This window comes from Naasia aerilata (assembly GCF_030296595.1).
Classification (GTDB): domain Bacteria; phylum Actinomycetota; class Actinomycetes; order Actinomycetales; family Microbacteriaceae; genus Naasia; species Naasia aerilata.
In genome coordinates, this window is record NZ_AP027731.1 from 2235808 (window position 1) to 2255912 (window position 20105).

General features: G+C 69.3%; 26 protein-coding genes and 3 pseudogenes. 17 read left to right on the forward strand and 12 right to left on the reverse strand.

Annotated features, from left to right (window positions below; genetic code table 11):
- Nucleotides 1-8: 8 nt before the first annotated feature.
- From QUE51_RS11690 to QUE51_RS11725, 9 genes and pseudogenes are all read left to right on the forward strand, one after another.
- Nucleotides 9-563 (forward strand): annotated as a pseudogene (locus tag QUE51_RS11690) (carbohydrate ABC transporter permease); the annotation flags it as partial.
- Nucleotides 556-1425 (forward strand): carbohydrate ABC transporter permease, encoded by an 870-nt coding sequence (locus tag QUE51_RS11695; protein ID WP_286276562.1) that lies wholly within the window; start codon nucleotides 556-558, stop codon nucleotides 1423-1425. The pseudogene QUE51_RS11690 and the gene QUE51_RS11695, both read left to right, overlap by 8 nt.
- Before the next feature lie 46 nt (nucleotides 1426-1471).
- Entirely contained in the window at nucleotides 1472-2728 is a 1257-nt protein-coding gene (locus tag QUE51_RS11700) for an ABC transporter substrate-binding protein (RefSeq protein ID WP_286276563.1), read from the forward strand.
- Between the two features lie 65 nt (nucleotides 2729-2793).
- The gene (locus QUE51_RS11705) at nucleotides 2794-3930 is read left to right on the forward strand and encodes a glycoside hydrolase family 15 protein (protein ID WP_286276564.1); all 1137 of its coding nucleotides are present in this window, start codon (nucleotides 2794-2796) and stop codon (nucleotides 3928-3930) included.
- Nucleotides 3828-4241 (forward strand): annotated as a pseudogene (locus QUE51_RS18160) (hypothetical protein); the annotation flags it as partial. The gene QUE51_RS11705 and the pseudogene QUE51_RS18160, both read left to right, overlap by 103 nt.
- Before the next feature lie 116 nt (nucleotides 4242-4357).
- Nucleotides 4358-6151, forward strand: a complete 1794-nt coding sequence (locus QUE51_RS11710) for a glycoside hydrolase family 31 protein (protein ID WP_286276565.1) — start codon at nucleotides 4358-4360, stop codon at nucleotides 6149-6151.
- Nucleotides 6152-6264: 113 nt separating this feature from the next.
- Nucleotides 6265-6792, forward strand: coding sequence for a hypothetical protein (locus QUE51_RS11715; RefSeq protein ID WP_286276566.1), 528 nt, complete (start codon nucleotides 6265-6267; stop codon nucleotides 6790-6792).
- A gap of 86 nt (nucleotides 6793-6878) precedes the next feature.
- The gene (locus QUE51_RS11720) at nucleotides 6879-7001 is read left to right on the forward strand and encodes a hypothetical protein (protein WP_286276567.1); all 123 of its coding nucleotides are present in this window, start codon (nucleotides 6879-6881) and stop codon (nucleotides 6999-7001) included.
- Complete coding sequence (locus tag QUE51_RS11725) at nucleotides 6986-7381, forward strand: hypothetical protein (protein ID WP_286276568.1); 396 nt, start codon at nucleotides 6986-6988, stop codon at nucleotides 7379-7381. The genes QUE51_RS11720 and QUE51_RS11725 overlap by 16 nt, the downstream gene beginning before the upstream one ends.
- A 26-nt stretch (nucleotides 7382-7407) precedes the next feature.
- On the opposite strand, the gene QUE51_RS11730 is transcribed toward QUE51_RS11725, so the two are convergent.
- Nucleotides 7408-8010, reverse strand: a complete 603-nt coding sequence (locus QUE51_RS11730) for a pyridoxine/pyridoxamine 5'-phosphate oxidase (protein WP_286276569.1) — start codon at nucleotides 8008-8010, stop codon at nucleotides 7408-7410.
- Nucleotides 8011-8203: 193 nt separating this feature from the next.
- On the opposite strand from QUE51_RS11730, the gene QUE51_RS11735 reads away from it, so the two are divergent.
- Nucleotides 8204-8674, forward strand: coding sequence for a hypothetical protein (locus QUE51_RS11735; RefSeq protein ID WP_286276570.1), 471 nt, complete (start codon nucleotides 8204-8206; stop codon nucleotides 8672-8674).
- A 143-nt stretch (nucleotides 8675-8817) separates the two neighbouring features.
- On the opposite strand, the gene QUE51_RS11740 is transcribed toward QUE51_RS11735, so the two are convergent.
- Entirely contained in the window at nucleotides 8818-9414 is a 597-nt protein-coding gene (locus QUE51_RS11740) for a class I SAM-dependent methyltransferase (protein WP_286276571.1), read from the reverse strand.
- Nucleotides 9415-9542: 128 nt separating this feature from the next.
- Between QUE51_RS11740 and QUE51_RS11745 the strand changes: the two genes are divergently transcribed.
- On the forward strand, nucleotides 9543-10364 hold the full coding sequence (locus QUE51_RS11745) for an MBL fold metallo-hydrolase (RefSeq protein WP_286276572.1): 822 nt from the start codon (nucleotides 9543-9545) through the stop codon (nucleotides 10362-10364).
- A gap of 59 nt (nucleotides 10365-10423) precedes the next feature.
- On the opposite strand, the gene QUE51_RS11750 is transcribed toward QUE51_RS11745, so the two are convergent.
- Both QUE51_RS11750 and QUE51_RS11755 read right to left on the reverse strand, forming a co-directional pair.
- Nucleotides 10424-10615: a hypothetical protein gene (locus QUE51_RS11750; protein ID WP_286276573.1), complete on the reverse strand. Its 192-nt coding sequence runs from the start codon at nucleotides 10613-10615 to the stop codon at nucleotides 10424-10426.
- Nucleotides 10600-11163, reverse strand: a complete 564-nt coding sequence (locus QUE51_RS11755) for a hypothetical protein (protein ID WP_286276574.1) — start codon at nucleotides 11161-11163, stop codon at nucleotides 10600-10602. Before QUE51_RS11755 ends, QUE51_RS11750 begins: the two co-directional genes overlap by 16 nt.
- Before the next feature lie 184 nt (nucleotides 11164-11347).
- On the opposite strand from QUE51_RS11755, the gene arr reads away from it, so the two are divergent.
- Nucleotides 11348-11758, forward strand: coding sequence for an NAD(+)--rifampin ADP-ribosyltransferase (arr, locus tag QUE51_RS11760; protein ID WP_286276575.1), 411 nt, complete (start codon nucleotides 11348-11350; stop codon nucleotides 11756-11758).
- A 66-nt stretch (nucleotides 11759-11824) separates the two neighbouring features.
- Here the strand turns inward: arr and QUE51_RS18410 are convergent.
- The 3 genes and pseudogenes from QUE51_RS18410 to QUE51_RS11785 form a co-directional block, all read right to left on the reverse strand.
- Nucleotides 11825-13043, reverse strand: a pseudogene (locus QUE51_RS18410) (RNA polymerase sigma factor).
- On the reverse strand, nucleotides 13040-13375 hold the full coding sequence (locus QUE51_RS11780) for a YciI family protein (RefSeq protein WP_286276578.1): 336 nt from the start codon (nucleotides 13373-13375) through the stop codon (nucleotides 13040-13042). The pseudogene QUE51_RS18410 and the gene QUE51_RS11780 overlap by 4 nt, the downstream one beginning before the upstream one ends.
- Nucleotides 13376-13391: 16 nt before the next feature.
- Complete coding sequence (locus tag QUE51_RS11785) at nucleotides 13392-13991, reverse strand: dihydrofolate reductase family protein (protein WP_286276579.1); 600 nt, start codon at nucleotides 13989-13991, stop codon at nucleotides 13392-13394.
- A 210-nt stretch (nucleotides 13992-14201) separates the two neighbouring features.
- Between QUE51_RS11785 and QUE51_RS11790 the strand changes: the two genes are divergently transcribed.
- Nucleotides 14202-14498: a DUF2277 domain-containing protein gene (locus QUE51_RS11790; RefSeq protein ID WP_286276580.1), complete on the forward strand. Its 297-nt coding sequence runs from the start codon at nucleotides 14202-14204 to the stop codon at nucleotides 14496-14498.
- 94 nt (nucleotides 14499-14592) lie between these two features.
- Nucleotides 14593-15132, forward strand: coding sequence for a DUF402 domain-containing protein (locus QUE51_RS11795; protein WP_286276581.1), 540 nt, complete (start codon nucleotides 14593-14595; stop codon nucleotides 15130-15132).
- Nucleotides 15133-15203: 71 nt separating this feature from the next.
- Here QUE51_RS11795 and QUE51_RS11800 read toward each other — a convergent pair whose 3' ends face one another.
- Nucleotides 15204-15767, reverse strand: a complete 564-nt coding sequence (locus QUE51_RS11800; protein WP_286276582.1) for a phosphotransferase-like protein — start codon at nucleotides 15765-15767, stop codon at nucleotides 15204-15206.
- Between the two features lie 69 nt (nucleotides 15768-15836).
- Nucleotides 15837-16448 (reverse strand): dihydrofolate reductase family protein, encoded by a 612-nt coding sequence (locus QUE51_RS11805; protein ID WP_286276583.1) that lies wholly within the window; start codon nucleotides 16446-16448, stop codon nucleotides 15837-15839.
- Between the two features lie 164 nt (nucleotides 16449-16612).
- Between QUE51_RS11805 and QUE51_RS11810 the strand changes: the two genes are divergently transcribed.
- Nucleotides 16613-16990, forward strand: a complete 378-nt coding sequence (locus QUE51_RS11810; protein WP_286276584.1) for a VOC family protein — start codon at nucleotides 16613-16615, stop codon at nucleotides 16988-16990.
- 109 nt (nucleotides 16991-17099) lie between these two features.
- Nucleotides 17100-18434: an MFS transporter gene (locus QUE51_RS11815; protein WP_286276585.1), complete on the forward strand. Its 1335-nt coding sequence runs from the start codon at nucleotides 17100-17102 to the stop codon at nucleotides 18432-18434.
- A gap of 50 nt (nucleotides 18435-18484) precedes the next feature.
- Here the strand turns inward: QUE51_RS11815 and QUE51_RS11820 are convergent, their stop codons facing one another.
- The 3 genes from QUE51_RS11820 to QUE51_RS11830 all read right to left on the reverse strand — a co-directional run bounded on the left by QUE51_RS11820 (nucleotide 18485) and on the right by QUE51_RS11830 (nucleotide 19632).
- Nucleotides 18485-18823 carry a DUF6578 domain-containing protein gene (locus tag QUE51_RS11820; RefSeq protein WP_286276586.1) on the reverse strand — a complete coding sequence of 113 codons (339 nt, stop codon included), beginning with the start codon at nucleotides 18821-18823 and terminating at the stop codon, nucleotides 18485-18487.
- A gap of 105 nt (nucleotides 18824-18928) precedes the next feature.
- Complete coding sequence (locus QUE51_RS11825; protein WP_286276587.1) at nucleotides 18929-19402, reverse strand: DUF1990 domain-containing protein; 474 nt, start codon at nucleotides 19400-19402, stop codon at nucleotides 18929-18931.
- A gap of 23 nt (nucleotides 19403-19425) precedes the next feature.
- On the reverse strand, nucleotides 19426-19632 hold the full coding sequence (locus QUE51_RS11830) for a hypothetical protein (protein ID WP_286276588.1): 207 nt from the start codon (nucleotides 19630-19632) through the stop codon (nucleotides 19426-19428).
- Between the two features lie 110 nt (nucleotides 19633-19742).
- Between QUE51_RS11830 and QUE51_RS11835 the strand changes: the two genes are divergently transcribed.
- Nucleotides 19743-19997, forward strand: a complete 255-nt coding sequence (locus QUE51_RS11835; RefSeq protein WP_286276589.1) for a hypothetical protein — start codon at nucleotides 19743-19745, stop codon at nucleotides 19995-19997.
- The last annotated feature ends 108 nt before the right edge of the window (nucleotides 19998-20105 follow it).

Consider the following 20105-nt stretch of genomic DNA (forward strand, 5'->3'; position numbering starts at 1 on the left):
GGGTCTATTTCCTGCCCGTGGTCACGAGCTGGATTGCCGTCGCGCTCGTGTGGCGCTGGCTGCTGAACCCGAGCAACGGTGTCGTGAACACCTTGCTCGGGATGGTGGGGATCGACGGTCCCGGCTGGTGGACCGACCCCGCCTGGGCCATGCCCTCCATCATCATCGCGTCAGCTTGGAAGGATCTCGGCTTCGTCATGGTGATCCTGCTCGCCGGGCTCCAGGCGATCGATCCGGCGCTCGTCGATGCCGCCAAGGTCGACGGGGCCGGCCCGTGGCGGCGCCTCTTCTCGGTGACGCTGCCGCTGCTGTCGCCGTCCACGTTCTTCGTGGTGGTGATCTCGCTGATCAACGGGTTCCAGGTGTTCGACCAGGTCTACGCGATGACGGGCGGGGGCCCGGCCGGCGCGAGCCAGGTGGTGGTGCAGCAGATCTACGACCTCACGTTCCGCTACGGCAAGGCGGGGGAGGCCTCGGCCCTGTCGTGGCTGCTGTTCCTCGTGGTCCTCGCGGTCACCGTCGTCCAGGTCCGCGGTCAGCGCCGGTGGGTGACGTATGGCTGACACCACGCTCACCCGCCCCGCGGTGCTCGCGACCCGCCGCGCTGCCGTCCCCGGCCGCACGGCCCGGATCTGGCTCACGCTCGTCGTGATCGCCGGTGCCCTGGTCATGATCTTCCCGTTCGTGTGGACGATCGTCACGAGCCTCACGCCGGGGGCGAGCCTGACCCTCTCGCCACGGCTGATCCCCGAGAACCCGTCCCTGGACGCCTACTCGAAGCTCTTCAGCGAGCGTCCGTTCGCCCAGGTGGTCGCCAACAGCCTGCTGCTTGCGGTCGTCACGACGGTGGTGCAGCTCTTCACCAGCTCCACTGCGGCCTACGCCTTCAGCCGCCTGCCTTTCCGCGGGCAGAACGTCGTATTCGCCGTGTACCTCGCGACGATGATGGTTCCGCTGCAGGTGCTGATCGTCCCGCTGTTCGTCGAACTGAAGTGGCTCGGACTGCTCAACACCTACCTCGGCGCCCTGCTGCCGAGCTTCGCGAGCGCGTTCGGCATCTTCCTGCTGCGCCAGGCCATCAACCAGGTTCCCCGCGAGCTCGACGAGGCGGCCACGATCGACGGCGCCGGTCACTTCCGCATCTTCTGGACGGTGGTGCTCCCGAACATCCGGCCGGCGCTCGCGACCCTCACGGTGTTCGCGTTCATGAGCAGCTGGAACAGCTTCCTCTGGCCGCTCGTGGTGCTCCGCGCTCCCGCGCTGCAGACCCTGCCCGTCGCCCTCGCGGCGCTGCAGGGGCAGTACACCACCGACTGGGCCGTCCTCATGGCCGGCTCCGTGGTGAGCATCCTCCCGATGCTCGCCCTCTACATCTTCGCCCAGCGATACGTCGTCCAGGGCGTCGCCAGCTCGGGGCTCAAGTAGCCCCGGGACAACCCGATGCACCCATATCGAAGGAGATAGCAGCACCATGAACACGAGAGTCTTCGCGGCGGCCGGCCTGGCCATCGTGACGGCGGCCGGCCTCGCCGGTTGCGCGAACAGTGGCGGCGGGGGCGGAGCGTCCGGAGACGGCAACGTCACCGTCACCTACACGAACTTCATCTCGAACGGCGGCAACGAGAAGAACCTCGACAAGATCGTCGCGGCATTCGAGAAGGCCAACAAGGGCATCAAGGTGAAGGTCACCACGCTGCCCTACGACGACTACGGCACGGCCCTGCAGACCGACCTCGCCGCGGGCACTGTGTCGGACGTCTTCGACATCGAGTACGCCAACTACGCCTCCTACCAGGCGAACGGCGTTCTCGCGCCGCTCGAGGTGAGCGACCCGAGCGTCTACAGCGACAGTCTCCTCACCGCCTACCAGACCGACGGCACCCAGTACGCGCTGCCCAGCTCGTTCTCCGACGTCGTGCTCTACTACAACGCCGACCTCTTCGACGCGGCGGGCGTCGAGCACCCGTCGGCCGACTGGAAGTGGGCGGACGAGAAGGCCGCCGCGCAGAAGCTCACCGACCAGGCGAAGGGCCAGTGGGGCGACCACCAGCCGGTCAGCTTCTACGAGTACTACAAGGTGCTCGCGCAGAACGGCGGAAGCTTCCTAAACAAGGACGGCACCAAGGTCGCGTTCAACACCCCCGAGGGCATCGAGGCCGCCCACTGGCTCGTCGACAAGAGCGGCACCGTGATGCCGACCATCGAGCAGGGCCAGGGCACCGCCGACTTCGACACCAACCTGTTCAAGGACGGCAAGCTCGCGATGCTGCACTCCGGAATCTGGATCTTCAGCGCCCTCGCCGACGTGCCGTTCAAGTGGGACATCGCAGTGGAGCCGGGCAACACGGACCAGGCGAGCGCGGTCTTCTCGAACGCGGTCGGCGTCTCCGCCGGATCAAAGCATGTGGCCGAGGCCACCAAGTGGGCGGAGTTCCTCACCGCGTCGGACACGACCGTGAACACGCGCCTCGACGCCGGGTGGGAGCTGCCGCCGATCGCCGACCAGGACAAGCTGTCGACCTACCTCGACAAGGGCGCCCCGGCCAACCGCCAGGCGGTCTTCGACTCACTGAAGGGCATCGCCCTCCCGCCGGTCGTCGCCAACGGACAGTCGGAGATGCAGGACATCATGACGGAGGAGCTGGTGGAGGCTCAGGCGGGCCGGAAGACCGTCGAAGACGCGCTCTCCTCCGCGGAGCAGCGCATCAACGCCGCGATCGCCGGCTGACCGACACCCGATTCGACGGGTCCTCGACCGCCTGGTCGGGGACCCGTCCTCCTGAACGGACGAGCATGACCTCCGTCTCCCTTCCTTCTACGCGCCTCGGCGAGCTGGCCGCGAGCAGCCTGCGCATCATCCTGGCTTCCCAGCAGCCTTCGGGCGCCTTCCCCGCGAGCCTGACCTTCTCCGCCTACCGCGGGTACTGCTGGTTCCGGGACGGATCTTTCATCGCCGACGCCGCGTCTGCCGCCGGCGAGGAGGAGGCGGCGAGCCGCTTCTTCGACTGGTGCGCCCGGATCCTCGACGACCGGCGGGGCCAGGTCCAGGTAATCGTCGCGGCTGCTGCCGCCGGCGCTTCGGCACCGGACGAGAAGATGCTGGCGACCCGCTTCACCTTCGACGGCCGGGAGGGCGACGACGACTGGTGGGACTTCCAGCTCGACGGCTACGGGACCTGGGCCTGGGCCCTCGCCGAGCACTGCCGTCGATCCGGCATCGACGCATCCCGCTGGTCCTCCGCCCTGGAGCTGACCTGCGACTACCTCGTCAGCTCCTGGCGGCGCCCCTGCTTCGACTGGTGGGAGGAGCACTCGGAGGAGGTGCACGTCTCGACCCTCGGCTGCGTGGTGGCCGGGCTCGACGCCCTCAGCGAGCTCGGCGTGCTCGACGACACCCGGCGCACCGCCGCGGCCCGTGCTGCAGCTGAGGCGCGGGTCCTGATCTATGAGCGCGGGGTACAGGGAGGCCACCTGGTGAAGTGGCTCGACAGCGGCGACAGCGACGCGAGCCTGGCCGCCCTCATCTCGCCCCTCGGGGTGCTCGATCCCGCAAGCGACCTCACCGGCGCGACCCTCGACACCATCGCCATCGACCTCGAGGTCGACGGCGGCGTCCATCGGTTCCGCGCCGACACCTTCTACGGCGGCGGCCAGTGGCCCCTGCTCAGCTGCTTCCTGGGACTGGCCGAGCTCGCGCGCGGCAATCGGGGCCGGGCGCAGACCCTGCTCGAGTGGGCCGCCTCCACCGCCGGTCCGGCCGGTGAGCTGCCCGAGCAGGTCGACCGGCACCTCCTCGCGCCCGACCGGCACCAGGAGTGGGTGGACCGGTGGGGGCCTGTCGCCTCCCCGCTTCTCTGGAGTTCCGCGATGTACCTGCGGCTGGCGCTGGAGCTCGGCGTCGTCGCCCCGATCGAGAGGACAGGACGCTGATCCGCCATCGCCCCACCGGGTCCGGCCACCCGTACGCCGCCGACACCGAGCAGCGCTTCCCCGTGGATCCCGTCGCGGGCGAGCCGGTCCGGCTCGGCGTGCGCACCTCCGGCGAGATCGACGCGGTGCGGCTGGAGCTCGAGTCGGCCGACGGGGAGGTGCGCACTGAGGAGCTCGAGCCGGTCGTGCGGTCCTCTCGCGGGCAGGCCGTCGATGGCGGCCACCTCGCGTCCGCGCAGGCGCGCCTGGCACGCCAGGCCGGCGGCTGGCAGGTCACGCTGGCGGCCCTCGACGCCTCCTCCCGCCGCTACCGCTTCCTCGCGGAGCGACCCGACGGGGAGTCGAGCGGACGCCGTGGTACCCCGTCTCCGTCAGCGAATGGCGGCCGGCGCCCGACGCCGTCGAGGTCGACGGGCGGAGCCGGCTCGTGCCGGGAAGCGTCGAGGTCCTCACCGACGGTACGACCGTCCGCCGGGTCCGCTTCGCGCTCTCCCTCGCCGACGGCGAGCACGTGGCCGGATTCGGAGAGCGGTACGACCGGCTCGACCATCGGGGCACCACGCTCGACTCGGTGGTGTTCGAGCAGTACAAGAACCAGGGCGCCGAGCGCCGCACCTACTTCCCGATGCCGTTCGCCCACGTCGTCGGCGGCGACGGGTGGGGGTTCCACGTCCGCACCTCGCGCCGCGTGTGGTTCGACGTCGGCGTCCGCGACTCCGACCGGCTGGTGGTCGAGGTGGAGACGGATGCGCCGGACGCCGGGGGAGCGGTGCTCGCGCTTGCCGTCTACGACGGCACGCCGACCCAGGTCCTCGACGCGTTCCTCTCCGAGGTCGGCCGCCCGGGGGAGCTGCCCGACTGGGTGTTCCGGCTGTGGGCGTCCGGGAACGAGTGGAACACGCAGGCGGAGGTGATGCGCCAGGCGGCGCTGCACCGCGAGCACGACATCCCGGTCGGCTCCATCGTCATCGAGGCGTGGAGCGACGAGAGCACCTTCACCGTGTTCCGCGACGCGCACTACACCGTCCGGGAGGACGGCGGCCCGATGCGCCTGAGCGATTTCACCTTCCCTGCTGACGGAGCCTGGCCGGACCCGAAGGGCATGGTCGACGAGCTCCACGACCAGGGCGTGAAGGTGCACCTCTGGCAGATCCCCCTGATCAAGATGCGGCCGCACCCGAAGGGCCAGGTCGCCGCGGACGCGCGGGCGGCGATCCGGGACGACGTGCTCATCCGCGAGCAGACCCCCGACGGCCGGCTCCGCCCGTACCGCAACCGCGGCTGGTGGTTCCCGCTCGGCCTCATGCCGGACCTCACCGACCCGCGGGCCGCGCGTTGGTGGACCGAGAAGCGGCGCTATCTGGTGGAGGACATCGGCATCGACGGCTTCAAGACGGACGGCGGGGAGCACGCGTGGGGACGCGACCTCGTCTACCTCGACGGGACGCGAGGCGACGCGGGCAACAACACCTTCCCGACGGCCTACGCGAAGGCGTACGGAGAGCTGCTCGCGTCCGCCGGCCGCGCGCCCGTCACCTTCAGCCGTGCCGGGTACACCGGCTCGCAGGCGCACGGCGCCTTCTGGGCGGGCGACGAGAACTCCACCTGGGACGCGTTCCGCTGGTCGCTGCGCGCGGGCCTGTCGGCGGCCGCCTGCGGCGTTCTCCATTGGGGCTGGGACATCGCAGGATTCTCGGGCCCGGTGCCGGATCCGGAGCTCTACCTCCGGGCGACAGCGGCGTCGGTCTTCGTGCCGATCATGCAGTACCACTCCGAGTTCAACCACCATCGCAAGCCGGCTCGCGACAGGACGCCCTGGAACGTCGCCGAACTCACCGGTGACTCGTCGGTCATCCCGGAGTTCCGGCGGCTCGCTCATCTGCGCGAGCGCCTGGTGCCCTATCTCGCGGAGCAGGCGCGACGCACTATCGCCTCGTCGACGCCCTTGATGCGCCCGCTCTTCTTCGAGCACCCGGACGACCCCGAGTCGTGGACGCACGACCTCCAGTGGATGCTGGGCGATGACCTCCTCGTCGCGCCCATCACAGAACCAGGCAAGGCCGACGCGGAGGTCTACCTGCCCGAGGGGGACTGGGTGGACGTCTGGAGCGGCGAGCACGCCGAGCCGGGGCTGCAGAGGTGCGAGGTAGACGGTCAGAAGATCCCGGTCTTCGCGCGCGCTGCTCGGTGGCCGGAGCTGAAGCCAGTGTTCGCCGTGTAAGTGCTGATCGGCCGCCGCCAGCCGTTCGGCGAATCGCTGATCAGGCGCGGGATAATTCGATCACACAACCGCCGGACCCGAACCGGCGGCCCAACCTCCCAAGGAGCACCACCATGAGCGGAAGCACTCCCGCCTTCCCCGCCTCCACCCCGTACGGCGCGCCGCAGCCTGTCGGGCCCGTCGCCCGTCCCAAGCAGGTCGAGATCGCCTTCTGGCTCTTCCTCGGTGCTGCGCTCGTCAGCCTCATCAGCCTCATCGTGAGCGTGGCGACCTTCCCCGCCGTGCGCGACACCGCACTCAAGCAGATCGACGCGCAGGGCAACAGCGACGTGCTGGATCCCAGCACCATCGACGCGATCGTGACGACGAGCTTCGTGGTCGGCATCGTGTTCGCCGTTCTGTGGATCGCCCTCTACGTGCTCTTCGCGATCTTCGTGCGGAAGGGACACGGCTGGGCCCGTTGGGTCTTCGTGGCTCTGTCCGCCCTGTCGCTGTTCGGCATCCTCGGGCAGTACGGGCTCGGCGCCCTGCAGGCCGCGCTCCTGATCGCCGGCACGCTGCTCACCCTCATCCCGGTCGCGTCGCGCCAGTTCTTCGCGGCCGCCCGGGCGAACCGTCTGGCGAAGCGCAACGTCGCCTGAGCGTCTGCCTGGTCCCCGCGACGCTCGACGTCGCGGGGACCAGGTGATGGGTACTGTCGGATCGTGCCGATCGGGAAGGAGCAGCCGTGAGTGACCGCTGGTTCCCGCTCGACCCGACGCCGGAGTCGCTGGCTCCTCTGCCCCCGAGCCGCAGCGCCCGGCGACTCTGCACGTCGCCTTCGGCCTCTACCTGGTGGCTGCGCTGCTGATCCTCATCGGCCTGATCGGCGGGCTCGCCATGTTCCCCGGCGCACAGGCAGCCGCGGAGCGCGAGGCTGAGTCGACGGGCAAGGAGCTGCCGAAGGGCTGGGCGGACATCTTCCTCACCGGCGTGATCATGGGCCTCGTCGTCGCTGTCATCGCGATCGGGGTCTACGTGATCTTCGGCTACCTGCTGTGGCGAGGTGCCGGGTGGGCACGCTGGGTGCTGATCGGCTTCGCAGTCCTGGCCTTCCTCGGGGTACTCGGGGGTCTGCTCTCGCTCATCCCATACGTCGCCGTCCTCGTGGCGACGATCCTCGCCTTCCTGCCGCCTTCGTCCCGGTACTTCAAGGCACTCAGCGCCCGGCGCGCTGCTCGGTTCGCGTAGCGCGGCGGCGTTGCAGGGCCGCCCGCCTAGTCGGCCGAGTCGTACCGGCGGAGCTCTTCTCCCGCACGCGTGACGGTCAGTTCCCATCCCCTGCCCGCGGACTCGCTGCGGGTGTAGACGATGCGGAGGTGCCTTCGATCGGCAGCGCCCTGCCAGAACTCCACTCGGATGGCCTCCACCCGCCAGAGCGTCCAATCGCCCGCGGCCACCTCAGCGCGCGCCGCGGGATGCCGGGCTGCGAGGTCGGCGTCGCTCTCCTCCCGACTCGCCTCCACCACGGGTCCGCGCACGCGGACTGCGCGAGCGAGCGGCTGCCACCACGAATTGAGGGACGCGGCCGGCGCCGACGCCAGCTGAGCGCCTTTCCCGGAGGACGCCGGCCCTGCGAAGGCCCATCCTCGAGAGTCGACGTCCTTGAGGATCAAGGTGCGTGAGTCGGGGACGCCCTCGGCATCGACGGTCGCGAGTGTCGTGGCAAGGGGCTCAGGGACGCCGTGCTCGAGCGCAACGCGCAGCCACGCCAGGAACAGCTCGACGGGATCCGTCGGGAGCCGGCCGAGGTCGGGCGAGGGGGCGGCGCCCGTCAACGAGGGGATGCTGCGGAACCAGGCCGCCGTGTCGGATGTCACACCTGCCAATATTCCAGCCGCAGGCAGCGTTGGGTGATGGGTGGAGGCGGCGGCTCAAGGCGAACAATGCAGCGCCACCGCGACCGCCGGCCTCGGCTGATATGGCAGGCTCGCGATGCCGGGTTCGGATCCGGCCGAGCACTCGCTCCATCCCGGACCGGTTCTCGCCAGGCCCACGAGGAGGCAAGAGACGGTGAGCGAGCGCCCGAACCCGCGTTTCCTCGCCTCCTTCACCTTCACCCTCTTGGCGCCGGTCCTCCTGGCCGGCGGCTACGGCGTCGTCTGGTCCATCTGGTCCGAGGATCCCGCACCGTATCGGCCCGTGCTGGGCATCTTCGCGGGTGCGATGGTCGTCCTGGCCGTCGTCGCACTCATCCGCGGCTTCCGCCGGGAGCGACAGGATCGCCTGGAGGCCGCGGGGAATTCGCCGGAGCCTGAGGAGGCAGAGCCGAAGGACGGCCTCAGCAGGCTCAGGGGCGCGGGGCAGCTGATGATGGCGGCAGGCGCCGCCGGCCTCGTCCTCAGCTTCAGCATCCTGCTGCGCCAGGAGGACCGGGCCACCGCGGGAATCGTCCTTCTGGTGGCGGTGGTCCTGCTGTCACTCGGTGGCTTCCTGTACTGGCTCGCCTACCACCTCCGCCAGAAGCGCGAACAGGGTCGGTGATGTAGGCGGGCTCCGGCGACTTCGCGGTCGTTATGGCGCCAACGTCCGGCTCAGCGGGCCGAACGGCGGCATCGCTCCCGCCGATCGGGAGACCCGGTCGTGTCCTCCGATCGGCTCAGTCCTGATCTTCACGGCTCAGTGACCTAGGCGACGCGGCGGGCGAGGATCGCGCCGACCGGTCGATGACCCTGCCCGGTCCTCCGATGCATCTCCAGCACTTCGAACCCGGCGGACTCCAGGACGCGCTGGAGCTCGGTCGCCGGCCACCGGTACGCCGGCGTGACCGCATGGTCGAACTCCTCGACGCTGAGCCCGTCGAAGAAGCCGAGGAGGAGCAGCCCGCCGGGACGGAGGACGCGGGCGAACTCCGCGATCGGGAGGGCGATGCGCGACGGGGAGTGGTGGATCGTCGAGTACCACGACAGAACACCGCCGAGGGTGCCGTCGCGCTCGTCGATCTGCTCGATGCTGGCCACATCGAAACGCACTCCTGGATACGTCGACCGGGCGTGCTCGATGAACGCGGGGACCAGGTCGATGCCGCGAATCGCGCGCCCGCGCCCGGCGATGTAGTGCGTCCAGTGGCCGGGTCCGCAGCCGGCGTCCAGCGCGCGGCCGCTCACCGATTCGATCCAGGTGTCGACCAGCTGCCGGTCGGAGGGATGCACCGCCGCCATCGAACCGAGGAGATCGGTGTACTCCGCCGCCCGGCGGGAGTAGGCGTCGGTCACCTCGTTCATCGCACCGAGCGTATCGACGCAAGCCTTCCGTGCCGCGGCTCGTTCCCCTAGTGTCCGACCACGCGCCTTCCGGACCAGGACGAGGGGCTCGCACCGCCGCGAAGACGCAGACGAACGGAGGGCGCTCGGTGCTGCAGCAGGTAGCTGGCGGGATATTCGTTCACGAGAGCGAGTTTCTGCAGAGCAACTCCGTGGTGGTCCAGGGGCCCTCGGGTGTCCTGCTCGTCGACCCGGGCCTCACCCGCGACGAGATGACTGCCCTCGCGAACGACCTCCGGTCGCTGGGACAGCCGGTGGTGGCGGGCTTCTCCACGCATCCCGATTGGGACCACGTGCTGTGGCATCCGCTCTTCGGCGACGCGCCGCGCTACGGCACCGCCCGCAACGCAGCGTCGATGCGGCAGCTCCTGTCGGATCCGGACTGGAAGACCCGCGTCGCCGAGGTCATGCCGCCGGAGTACGTCGAGCAGATCCCGATGGACCTGTTCGGGCTGGTCGACGGCCTTCCCGCCGGCGCCGCCCAGGTCCCCTGGGACGGCCCGACCATACGGATCCTCGAGCACCGGGCGCACGCGGAGGGTCACGCTGCGCTGCTGGTCGAGGAGGCGGGCGTCCTCGTCGCGGGAGACATGCTCTCCGACATCCTGATTCCCTTCCTCGATCTGGATGCTGCTGATCCCGTCGGCGACTACCTGGCCGCCCTGGAGATGTTCGACAGCGTGGCCGGCGACGTGGTCGCCGTGGTGCCCGGGCACGGCTCCGTGGGCGGGGCAGGAGAGCTCCGGACGCGCATCGACCAGGACCGCGCCTATGCGGAGGCGCTGGGAAACGGAACCGGAATCGATGACGCGCGCGTCGGCCCTTCGGCCCCGCTGGAGTGGCTGGCCGACGTGCACGACTGGCAGGTGCAGCAGATCAGCGAGAAGCGGCAGGACGCGAAGACGGAGTAGTGGCCGACGACAAAGAAGAAGGGGAGCCCGCAGTGCGCGAGCTCCCCTTCCGTGTTCTGCTACTTGGCTGCCTTCGCGGAGGCGAAGCTGCTGACGCACTGACCCTGGTTCTTGAACACCGGAACGGTGCTCGTCGCCCAGCCTCCGTTCTTGCAGTCGTCCTTGCCGGCTAGCTTCACCGGCTTCGGCGCCTCGGCGAAGGTGTAGCTGGTGCCGGCGAAGTTGATCGCGCTGATCACCCCGTCGCCCACGACGCCGGAGCCGAGGAGAAGCCGAAGGCGGTGACAACAGCGTTGGGGAAGTACGCTCGCCATTCGTCGAGCGTTCCCCAGTAGTCCGACCCATAGCCGCCACCGACATTCGGAGCGCCGTCCTTCACGAACTGCTTCGCTCCGTTGTTGAGCCACCAGGTGTTCCCGTAAACGCCGGGCTCGCCGATCAGGATCCCGTCCGCGGAGCCGTCGTTGTCGAAGTCCACGACGAGCTGGAAGCCGGGAGGGGTCGTTCCCGTGGTGGCGGTGTAGCTCAGGCTGGGCTCACCGACGGTCGTCAGGGGCTTTGAGGTCGCAACGTATTCGGCGACCTTCTTGACGCCGCCGGCAATCAACGGATCGGCCTCGGTCCAGATGTGTAGCCCAGTGCCGACGACCTCGTAGTGGCCGGCAGCGCGCGTGTCCGACAGCGTGGGCGCGAAGTCGTCCGGGACGTGGATGACGGACGCTTCCGCGGCCTGCGCCGGCGTTGCCAGGAGGACGGTGAGCACGGCTGCTGCGATGCCGCCGATGACTGACTTCTTCAAGCGATCTCCTCTGAGAGTGGTGGCGCAGGGCCTGCGCCGGCGGCGATCCTCTCACGGGGTCGCGACGGGGAGCGGGACGACATCCGGTTGTCACCGCGATGCGTTCGAAGTGCAGGATCCGGTCGGGGACCTTGCCCGGCATTTCGGACCTCCCCGGGAGACACCGCCCGCATAGGCTTCCGGGGTGAGCGAAGCGCTGGACGACGGCCCGTTCTTCCACGGCACGAAGGCAGACCTGCGGGTCGGCGACCTCCTCACCGCGGGTTTCCGGTCGAACTACCGGCCCGAGATCGTGATGAACCACATCTACTTCACGGCACTGCGCGACGGTGCCGGGCTTGCCGCCGAACTCGCGGCCGGGGAGGGTGCGCCTCGCGTGTACCTCGTCGAGCCGACGGGACCGTTCGAGAACGATCCCAACGTGACCGACAAGAAGTTCCCCGGCAACCCCACCCGGTCGTACCGGAGCACGGCCCCGCTCAGGATCGTCGGAGAGGTCACCGACTGGACGCCGCTGACTCCGGAGGTGCTGCAGACCTGGCGGGAACGGCTGGCGGCGCTCGCCGCGGACGAGCGCGGCGAGATCATCAACTGAGGCAGTCGGTCACCCGGCGCGTGCGTCGGCCGGCGAAAACGCGCGGTCGGGTGCAGCTTCGGGGAACTACTGCGGTCGCACGTCGTCCCGCTGCCGGGTGAGGTAGGCGACCTCGGCCGAGTTGCCGGCGAGGCCGATCGCCGAGTCATACGCCTCACGGGCTGCCGTGCTCGAGCCCAGCCGTCGCAGCAGTCCGGCGCGCGCGGCGTAATAGGCGTGGTATCCCGACAGCCCGGGCTCGAGGCCGTCGAGAAGCGCCAGTCCAGCCTCGGGACCGTCGCGCTCCGCCACTGCGACCGCCCGGTTGAGGCGCACGATCGGCGAGCGATCGAGGCGCACGAGCTGGTCGTAGAGCGCGACGATCTGCGTCCAGTCGGGTGCGTCGCCGTCGGTGTGCACCGCGTTGATGGCCGCCAGCAGCTGGTACGGGCCCGGAGCGACTCCCGAGGCCAGCCGCTCGCGGACGAGGGCGTGGCCCTCCGAGATGAGCGCGGCGTCCCACCGGCTCCTGTCCTGCTCGGCGAGCGGAACCAGTTCCCCGGCCGAGGACACTCGTGCCGGGCGCCGCGCGTCGGTCAGCAGCATCAGCGCCAGGATCCCGGTCACCTCGCCGTCGAGGGGAAGCAGCTCGTGCAGCAGCCGGGCGAGCCGGATCGCCTCACCCGTCAGATCCTCGCGAACCGGAACCGAATCGGGGCCGGACGCGAGGTACCCTCGTTGAAGATGAGGAACAGCACCGCCAGCACCCCGGACACCCGACCCGGCAGATCCTCGGCCGCCGGCACCGAGTACGGGATGCGCGCGGCCGCGATCTTCGCCTTGGCGCGGGTGAGGCGCGCGCCCATCGTGGTGTCCTGCACCAGGAACGCGGAGGCGATCTCGGGCACGGTCAGTCCGCCGACCATCCGGAGCGTCAGCGCGATGCGGGCCTCCATCGCCAGCGCCGGGTGGCAGCAGGTGAAGATGAGCCGCAGCCGGTCGTCGTCGATCGCACCGAGGGGTTCCGGGTCTGTGCCGTACACGAGCTGCGCCTCCTCTGCTTCGCGTCGCGGCTGCTCTCGCGCCGGATCCGATAGATGGCTTTGTGCGTGGCGGTGGTCGTCAGCCAGGCGCCGGCATTGGGTGGGATGCCGTCGGCGGGCCAGCGCTCGGCCGCGACAGCGAACGCCTCGGCAGCGGCATCCTCCGCGGTGTCGAGGCTGCCGAACCGCTTCACGAGCGTCGCGACCACCCGCGCCCACTCGTTCCGGTGTGCGCGGGTGAGGGCGTCGTGTGCGTCGATCAGTCCTCCACCACCAGGAGGGGCCGCACCTCGAGACGGCGGTTGCAGGCCTTGGAGCCTTCGGTCATGAGCTTCAGCGCCACATCGAGGTCGGGCGCTTCGATGAGCCAGAAGCCGGCGGCCCACTCCTTCGTCTCGACGAATGGACCGTCGGTGAGGACAGGCTCGTCGCCGCGACCGTCGATGACGGTGGAGGCGGTGGGGTCGGCCAGCCCTCCGGCGAACACCCAATGGCCGCCTGCTCGGAGCTTGTCGTTGAACGCGTCGATCGCGACCGCCTCCTCCTCGGTGCCCGAGTTGCTGCGGTTGTCGAGGACGTTGACCAGGTACTGCATGCTCAGATCCTCTCGCTCATTCCGCGTTCCGGACACGGGGTCCGACGCCTTCGGGGATCTCCCCGTGCAGGTGTGGGGCGTACACGACCTTCATCGTGCGACCGTCGATCACGGTCGACTCGAGCAGGTCGAGGTCGAACTCGGCGCCGCCCTGGAAGAGGGCGGCGGTTCCGCTCCTCCCGGTGATCGCCGGGAACACCATCACCTCGAGCCGGTCGACGAGGCCCGCGGCGAGCAGTGCGCGGTTCAGGGAGATGCTGCCGTGGGACCGCATCGGCACGTCCGTGGTGCGCTTGAGGCGCTCGATGGCGGTCACCGCATCCTCGCGGAGAACGGTGGAGTTGTTCCAGCCGAGGGGCTCCTGGAGCGTGCGGGAGAAGACGATCTTCGGCAGCTCGTTCATCCGGTCGTAGTACGGCTCGTCGTACTCGGCGACGAAGGTGCGGAACTCGCGGAAGGTCGTCGCGCCGAAGACGAGCACCTGCTCCTGCGCGAAGGTGCGCACTCGATCCTGGCGGATCTCGGGCCCCTCCTTTCCCCAGTAGCCGGGCCATCCCTCGGCGGAGCCGTAGCCATCGAGGCTGCAGAAGAAATCGACGGTCAGTGTGGTGCTCATGGGCGGTGCTCCTCGTCTCTCGCCACCACATTCGATGGTGACTCTCACTCCTGCTACGAACGAGTCGGACCGTATTCGACAGCTCGGCCGGAAAAGATCCTGCGAGAACGGAACGGGGGCAGGTCCGGTGCTCGGGTGCTTGCGCGTCCGGAGGAGAGGTCGCCGAAACCGCCCGTGTTCAGGCGAAGCGCCGAGGGCTATCCTCGCCGCATGTGCCGCAACATCCGCTGTCTCCACAACTTCGAGCCGCCGACCAGCGATGACGAGGTGCGCGAGGCCGCGCTGCAGTTCGTCCGGAAGGTGAGCGGGTCCACCCATCCGTCGCGCGCCAACTCGGAGGCGTTCGCGCTGGCGATCGACGAGATCGCCGAAGCGACCCGTCACCTGCTCGACAGCCTCGTCACCAACGCTCCGCCGAAGACCCGGGAGGCGGAGGCCATCAAGGGGCGCGCCCGCCACGAGAAGCGGATGGAGCGCGAGGTGCGGATCCGGACGGCGACCGCCTAGGGCATGAACCGGGTCACCGGCCGGGTGACAAGTTCCCGCCTGCTGCCCACTGCCGGCCGGACGCGACGGCAGATGACGCTGGTAGAAAGACGAGGTGACCCTGACCCCTGGCTCCGGCATCCGCGTCGTGATGACGAAGTGGGGCGACCGGCCGCACTGGGAGTTCGACGGGTGGTATCTCGGCAGTGACGAGCACGGCGACTGGCTGGGCATCCCGGCCGGCACTGCGATGGACCGGCCCGGCGCCCACTACGTCGCCCCGACGAACCAGATCGGGCTGGTTCCTCCTCCCGGAGACGACGCCGACCGCGGGTGGCTGGCGACCTTCCACGACGTCGGCGGCCCAGTGCAGGTGTACGTCGACATCACCTCGCCACCCAGGTGGGACGGCCCGGTCGTCCGGGCCGTCGACCTGGACCTCGATGTGGTCCGCGGCAACTCGGGCGAGACGTGGATCGAGGACGAGGACGAGTTCACCGAGCACCGCATCGCGTTCGGCTATCCCGATGCCGTCGCCGCCGGCGCGGAGTCCTCATGCGCTCGGGTGGTGGGACTGGTGTCAGGCGGAGCAGCGCCGTACGACGGCACCGCCGGCGTCTGGCTCAGGCGGCTGGCCGACCAGCTGGGCGCCTGACCGGGTCGCTTCGTGCCGCGCCTCGTTGCGGACGCACCCGAGGGACAGCATCGCCGACCGAGCGGCAGCCGTCAGGCCGCCGGGTACGGCGAGGCGCTCTCCACGACGGGCAGGGCGAAGGTGTCCCGGATCAGGGCCGCCGAGGACTCCGGCGCGGAGGTGTCGGTGTCGATCGTCAGGTCGCTCGGGAGCGGGCTCATCGGTCCCGCAGGGTCGTCTTCTCGGAGCGATCTGAGGGTCCCGAGGTCGGAGAGCTTTCGGAACTGCTTGCGGTCGGGATTCTCGATGCGACGCTCCTGCTCATCCGCGGAGACGGCGAGCTCGACGAAGAGGACGCGTCCGCCCTCGGCCTCCACGAGCGCGCGCACGCGGCTCGGGAAGTCGTCGGCGACCGTTCTCTCTGGCGCGAAAGTGAAGATGAGCGAACGCCCGGCCTTGGCGGCCGCGTCGAACGTCGACATCCAGAACTCCTCCCGGAGGCGGACGAACTCGGCACTGCCGAACGGGAAGAGGGGAAGCAGAGCGTCCACGATCAGGTGGTTGTGGAACACGGGCAGATTCGTGATTGCGGACAGCGCGCGGGCCGTCGTGAGCTTCCCGGATGCTGCGGCTCCGTAGAGGAAGACCAGGTCCATGGCGCTCCAACGTAGTGCCCCGTGCGGCGCCGCCTTCCTCGGCCGTGGTCTCGTGGTGGTCGCTGCTGACTACTCGGCGCCGCGTCGGCGGTAGCGGACGTGGGTGCTCAGCGGCGAGTGGAGCACCTCGACGGGCTCGAAGTCGAAGCTGTCCACGCCATCGAACAGGCGCTCACCGCTGCCGAGCAGCACGGGCGCGATATCGAGCGTGAGCTCGTCGATCACCCCGGCGGCAAGGGCTTGCCGGACGGTCGACGCACCGCCGGCGATGTCGACGCCCCGGCCGGCGGCGACGTCCACCGCCTGGGCGTATGCGGCGTCGAAGCCCTCGGTGACGAAGTGGAAGGTGGTCCCACCCTCCATCTCGATCGGGTCGTGAGCGTAGTGGGCGAGCACGAACACCGGCGCGTGGTACGGCGGCTCCGCTCCCCACCAGCCGTTCCAATCGCCGCTCCACTCGCCACGGATGGGCCCGTACATGTTACGGCCCATGACATACGCGCCGCGCGGCCGCATGAGCCAGTCGGTCGCGGTCGCATCAGCATCGGTCGCCCGCGGATCGCCGATGTGCCATCCGTGCAGCTCGATGCCCCGCTTGCCGAGCCCGTTCTCGAGGCTCTGCTCGGGTCCGGCGACGAAGCCGTCGAGCGAGATGGACATGTGGCAGGTGGTGTCGGACATCAGTGCGTCTCCTCCGGAACGATTCCCTCGCCCATCCTGTCCCAGGGCGGCGGCCCAGGTCTCGCGCAGCCGCTCGCGGGTCGGTCCGGCCCAGGTGTCGATCTCGGGTGCGCCCGTTCGTCTAGAGGGTGAACACCCCTCATCGAACCGACACGGAGGACCCCATGGACAGCAAGCACATCACCGGCGTTCGCACCGTCAGCATCCCGGTCGACAACCAGGACGACGCCCTGCGCTTCTACACGAGCCTCGGCTTCTCGGTGCTGCGGGACGGGCCCACTCCCACCGGCCGATGGATCGAGCTCGCGCCCGGTTCGGCGAACGTTCTCCTGACTCTGCAACCGGCCGCCGAGGGCATCGTGCGGGGCGCGATCGGGATCCGCTTCACCTCGGACGACGTCGAGGCGGCCCACGCGGCGATGGCGGCAGAGGGCATCGACGTCGACGACATCCTGCTCTGGCCGGGCGTGCCCCCGATGTTCGCGTTCCGCGACCCGGACGGCAACGCGTTCTCAATCACCGGCACGACCGTCAGCGGCTGAGACGGCGCATCGCGCTGGTGCGCCCGTCTCGGCGGGACCGGGGAGGACAATCGAGCGTGCGCCGCGTCTCACGTCGCGGTGGAGCCAGCCGGTCCGAGGGGACGATGCGATGTCGGGTGCGGAGGTCGACGACGACTCCGCCGAGCGTCCCCGTGTCCCGTGGGGTCGGACTCGCGCGACGGCACCCCGCGTTCCGATCTCGCTTCCCGGCACCCCTCGAGCGTTCCCGCTGCTCTGGGCCGGCACCGGGGCGGCGAATCTCGCCGACGGCATCGCCCTCTCGATCGGGCCGCTGCTCGCGGCATCGCTGACCCGGGACCCGGCGCTGGTCGCGGGCCTCGTGGTCGCGCAACGTCTGCCCTGGCTCGTGTTCGTGCTGTTCTCCGGCGTCATCGTGGATCGGTTCGACCGCCGGATGCTGCTCGTGCTCGGCAACCTGGTGCGCGTGCTCGCTCTGGGCGGTGTCACGGTCGGTTTGCTCGCCGGAGTACGCGAGATCTGGATGCTCTACGCCGCCGGGTTCCTGCTCGGCATGGCGGAGACGGTGGTCGACAACGCCTCGCTCGCGATCCTGCCGCAGCTGGCCACGGCCTCCCGCATCCCTGACGCCAACGGCCGCCTCTTCGCCACGCAGTCGCTTCTCAACGAGCTGGTCGGCCCGCCGATCGGCGCGCTGATCTTCGCACTCTCCGCTACCGCCTCCTTCGCCTCCGGGAGTGCGGCGTTCCTGCTCGCGGCGGTCGTGTTCTGGATGCTGCCTCGGAGCGCGCGGAGCCCTGAGCCCGACAGGACGCCGGTACTGGAAGCCCTCGCGAACGGGGTTCGGGAGTTCGGCCGCATCCCGCTGCTCCTGCTCCTGTCGTGCACCGCTGCGGCCATGAACTTCTTCAGCGCCGCGTCCGGTTCAGTGCTCGTGCTGCTCGCTCAGGATCGGCTCGGACTCGAGCCCGCGGGATTCGGGTTGCTCATCGCCACGGGTGCGGTCGGCGGCGTGCTCGGGGGCCTTCTCGGTCCGGCGCTGCTGCGGCGGCTCAGCAACGGGCTGGTCATCGGCATCGGCACCGCGGTCGGAGGACTCGCCTACATGCTCATGGCCCTCACCACGTCAGCCTGGATCGCCGGGGCCGGCCTCGTCGTCGCCGGTTTCATCTTCACCGTCGAGAACGTCCTCGTGATCAGCCTGCGGCAGACGCTCGTCCCGACCGCCCTGCTCGGAAGAGTGACGAGCGTGTACCGCCTCATCGCTGTAGGGGTGATGCCACTCGGCGCCCTCGCAGGCGGGTTCATCGCTCGCAGTCTGGGGCTGGCCGCACCGTTCTGGATCGCCGGGGCCGCGATGGTGCTGCTGGGCGTGGTCGTGGGACCGGTGCTCGTCCGCTGGTCCCGGGTATCCGGACGCCCGGGTGCGGAACGCGACGGCGGCGAGGGGCGTGGATCGTCCTGAGGGCGAGTACATCGGCGCGCCCGTCGCCGTTCACGCGCTCGGGTCGTCCGTCAGATCAGCGTGACAATGAACCTCTCGGTTTTCCACTCGAACAGCTCGTGGGTGTCGAGCCTCTCCAGGCGCCCGTCGTCCTGGGAATCCCAGCCGTTCATCGCGTCTCCGGAGGGGATGCGCGCGATCGGGATCGGCGATCCTTCTTTATCTACGGCCTCGATGTCCTCGACCCTTCCTTCCACCGTGGCGAGCTCGAGTCCCTCGAGATCGTGGTGCGTCTCGTAGAGCTGGCCGTCCTGAGTGCGTATGCAGGTCCATCGCACGGTGCTGCCGCGCACTATCTCAGAGCCGCAGCAGGATTGCTCCCAACCGCCGACCTCCACACGTTGTGCCATGCCGAGACCATAGCCGCCCCTGGGCGCGCAGCGTCCTGGCCACTTCCGCCCAGGCTTTCGGCCGCTTGCGGCAGCAAGGTTGTGCGCGCCGCTGCTCTTGGAGAGCTACCGCAATGCGCGAAGGTAGCGCCTCCGGACGATCAACTGAGCTATCCGCAGGAGCGGGAAGAGGGCCCGCCAGGGCTGTTCCGCCGCGGCTCTCGTCAGCGATCGCACCGTGAGCACCACGTCGCCGTTGTCCCGGTGCAAGATGAAGGCCTCTTCGCCGCTCACCGGGTGCCCCGGCAAGGTCCGGTAGGCGAACCCGACTCGATCGGCCCGATTCACGACTGCCGTCACTTCCACGGGCTCGCGAACGCTGAGCCATCCGAGCTTGACGGTGATCGTCGGTCGATCGCCGACCGAGACCGCGGATGCCGGGTCGACGGCGAAACCGCTGGCGGTCTTCACGCCCCAGCTCAGGACCCTCTGCGCTGCTCGAGCCCACACATCCTCGCCATGCCCGACGACCGCGGAGATCTCCGAGCGGCGGTACTGAGGCTCCGAGGAGGGCCAGTCCACAAGGCCCGGATCAGTCACTGACCAACTATGACGTAGCCGAGCTATGGAATCTTCCGTTGGCTCTTCAAGGCGCGCACGAAACCAATCGTTCCGACCACAAGCATCGCCAGACCCAGCAACAATAGAACGGACCGAAGCGCGGTGATGCCCCCATAAGCGAGCAGGTTCGTGGTGATGACGAGGGCACCGATCAGAATCTGCAACGCATAAACCCATGCTGGCGTGGGCCGTCTCTCAGCCGATGGCATGGAAGCAGTTTATGCCGGGGCAACTCACTTCCCACCACGCCTTCTTTCCCTGTCGGAGGAAACGCGCAGAGCCAGGAAAGGCGTCCGCAGACTCTGCCACGATTGTCGCCATGGCAGACGACGGTGCGATCAAGAAGCCAGCCTGGGTGATTTCGCGAAGCACGACGGTGAATGCGGTATTCGGCGTGCTGTGGCTACTACTGGTGTTCCTCAATCTGCCCGGACTGCTGGAAGGGCCCCGCCCCGGTGGCTCCGCCCTTTCCTACGGCATTCTCTGGGTTGTTCTGGGTTTCCATGTCGCTGGCGTGGCCTGGGCAGTTGTGTCACTCGTGTGGACCCGCCGCCACATTCAACCCGATCGGTGACGGTACGGGCCACAAGACGGCGAACAGCCGAAGCGCTTCCGCCTCGATGGCCATGGAACGCCGCGATGCCATCGCCGCCGCGTCCGGCTCTGGGCCGAGTGGTCAGGG

Coding starts and splice junctions, on each gene's coding strand:
- QUE51_RS11695 (WP_286276562.1), top strand. CDS start 556: ATGGCTGACACCACGCTCACCCGCCCCGCGGTGCTCGCGACCCGCCGC.
- QUE51_RS11700 (WP_286276563.1), top strand. CDS start 1,472: ATGAACACGAGAGTCTTCGCGGCGGCCGGCCTGGCCATCGTGACGGCG.
- QUE51_RS11705 (WP_286276564.1), top strand. CDS start 2,794: ATGACCTCCGTCTCCCTTCCTTCTACGCGCCTCGGCGAGCTGGCCGCG.
- QUE51_RS11715 (WP_286276566.1), top strand. CDS start 6,265: ATGAGCGGAAGCACTCCCGCCTTCCCCGCCTCCACCCCGTACGGCGCG.
- QUE51_RS11740 (WP_286276571.1), bottom strand. CDS start 9,414: ATGAACGAGGTGACCGACGCCTACTCCCGCCGGGCGGCGGAGTACACC.
- QUE51_RS11780 (WP_286276578.1), bottom strand. CDS start 13,375: ATGCAGTACCTGGTCAACGTCCTCGACAACCGCAGCAACTCGGGCACC.
- QUE51_RS11785 (WP_286276579.1), bottom strand. CDS start 13,991: ATGAGCACCACACTGACCGTCGATTTCTTCTGCAGCCTCGATGGCTAC.
- QUE51_RS11790 (WP_286276580.1), top strand. CDS start 14,202: ATGTGCCGCAACATCCGCTGTCTCCACAACTTCGAGCCGCCGACCAGC.
- QUE51_RS11800 (WP_286276582.1), bottom strand. CDS start 15,767: ATGGACCTGGTCTTCCTCTACGGAGCCGCAGCATCCGGGAAGCTCACG.
- QUE51_RS11805 (WP_286276583.1), bottom strand. CDS start 16,448: ATGTCCGACACCACCTGCCACATGTCCATCTCGCTCGACGGCTTCGTC.
- QUE51_RS11810 (WP_286276584.1), top strand. CDS start 16,613: ATGGACAGCAAGCACATCACCGGCGTTCGCACCGTCAGCATCCCGGTC.
- QUE51_RS11815 (WP_286276585.1), top strand. CDS start 17,100: ATGTCGGGTGCGGAGGTCGACGACGACTCCGCCGAGCGTCCCCGTGTC.
- QUE51_RS11820 (WP_286276586.1), bottom strand. CDS start 18,823: ATGGCACAACGTGTGGAGGTCGGCGGTTGGGAGCAATCCTGCTGCGGC.
- QUE51_RS11830 (WP_286276588.1), bottom strand. CDS start 19,632: ATGCCATCGGCTGAGAGACGGCCCACGCCAGCATGGGTTTATGCGTTG.
- QUE51_RS11835 (WP_286276589.1), top strand. CDS start 19,743: ATGGCAGACGACGGTGCGATCAAGAAGCCAGCCTGGGTGATTTCGCGA.